General features: G+C 72.9%; 2 protein-coding genes and 1 riboswitch. Both genes read left to right on the top strand.

Annotated elements, in window-relative coordinates; translation table 11 throughout:
• Positions 1-29: 29 nt before the first annotated feature.
• A complete protein-coding gene (locus BZL64_RS34910; RefSeq protein ID WP_086773080.1) occupies positions 30-926 on the top strand; it encodes a glutathione S-transferase C-terminal domain-containing protein in 897 nt (298 codons plus the stop codon).
• A gap of 67 nt (positions 927-993) precedes the next feature.
• A riboswitch (SAM riboswitch) is annotated at positions 994-1,115 on the top strand.
• 32 nt (positions 1,116-1,147) lie between these two features.
• Positions 1,148-1,297, top strand: coding sequence for a hypothetical protein (locus BZL64_RS40000; protein ID WP_158101583.1), 150 nt, complete (start codon positions 1,148-1,150; stop codon positions 1,295-1,297).
• Positions 1,298-1,400: the final 103 nt, after the last annotated feature.

The following is a 1,400-nucleotide window of genomic DNA, read 5'->3' as shown; positions in this document are numbered from 1 at the left end:
CCGCCACGCGCCGGCCCCCGGGGAGAGCCATGCCCGCCACACCGCTCGCCGCCCACCCGTCCGCCCGCCCGGTCCCCGCCTTCCGGGGCCGCATCGGCAGCGACGCCCGCAGCGGCCACTACGCCGTGCCGCGCCGCTACCGGCTCCACCTGTCACCGGCCGACCCCGACGGTCTGCGCATCGCCGTCACGCACAGCCTCCTAGGGCTGGACCGCGCCTGTCCCGTCACCTTCCTGCCCGCCGTGCCCGACTGTCCGGACGGCGGCCACTCCGCGCTGCGCCCCCTGTACGAGGCCAGCGCCCACCACTACACCGGACCCGCCCTCGCGCCGGTGCTCAGCGACGACTGGTCCGGGCGGATCGTCTCCACCCACGGCCCCGACATCGCCCGCGACCTCGCCCGGCACTTCGGCGGCGGCCGGACCTCGCTGTACCCGTGCGGCAGGGAGTCGGAGATCGAGGCCGTCGAACGGATGTGCGCCCAGGGCATCGAGGGAGCCGCACAGCGCGCCGGAGCGGCCGGCGCCGAGACCTCCCGGAGCGCCGCGGCCCTCGACACGCTGCTCGAAACGCTCGGTGTCCTGGACCGAGGCCTCGGCTCGCATCCCTATCTGATCGACGATCAGATCACCGCCGCCGACGTCGAGTTGTGGGTGGCACTGGTCCAGCTCGACACCGTGCACCGGCACCACCTCGACGCGGACGCCGTACGCCGCATCGCCGGACACCCCGCCCTGTGGGCGTACGCCCGACGGCTGGCCGCCCACCCGGCCTTCGGCGCCCATCTCGACCTCGACGCCGTCAACCGCCGCCACCACGCCCGCTGTCAGGGCCTGGAGGCCGCCGGATCAGCCGTCCAGATCCTGGACTGGGCCGCCCACTCGACCCCCGAAACGAGTAAGGAAGCACAGGTCAGGCAGGTCTGACCCGGTCCATCACCTGGACCGGCGTTGACAATCGTTCGGGCAACTGTCTTAACTTACGGCCCAGAACGGTCATGAGTGTCAGCGACAAGCCCTGGCTGGCTGACCGGCAACCCTCGCTCGGCGGTGGGGTGCCCCAGGTGACGACCGGACCGGAAGACGTTCTCTCGGACGCTTCGGTAAGCGCGAGGGCCCCACGGGGCCGGACAGAAACGGTGACGGACATGTACGCAGATCTCAGGACGGCGGCCCGCCGCCCCCGGGGCTGCGTACGGCCGTACCTCGACATCCTCGTCGCCGACCGCGCCGTCGATCTCCTGCGCGTGAGCAGCGCACTGTGTACCGCACCGGGCCGTGCCCGCTGTCGGGGCTGAACCTCAACCCTTCGCCCCGCCACCGCGTTCCCGACGAACACCGCCCGAGCGGTGTGCCGTTGTCCGCCCCGCCCCGGTTCCCCGTACGCATCCGTGCGCCGTG

The sequence above is a fragment of the Streptomyces bobili genome (assembly GCF_002154575.1).
In the GTDB taxonomy this organism is placed as follows: Bacteria; Actinomycetota; Actinomycetes; order Streptomycetales; family Streptomycetaceae; genus Streptomyces; species Streptomyces bobili.
The sequence above is the reverse complement of the archived record's forward strand: the minus strand, read 5'-3'. Positions and strand labels throughout refer to the sequence as shown.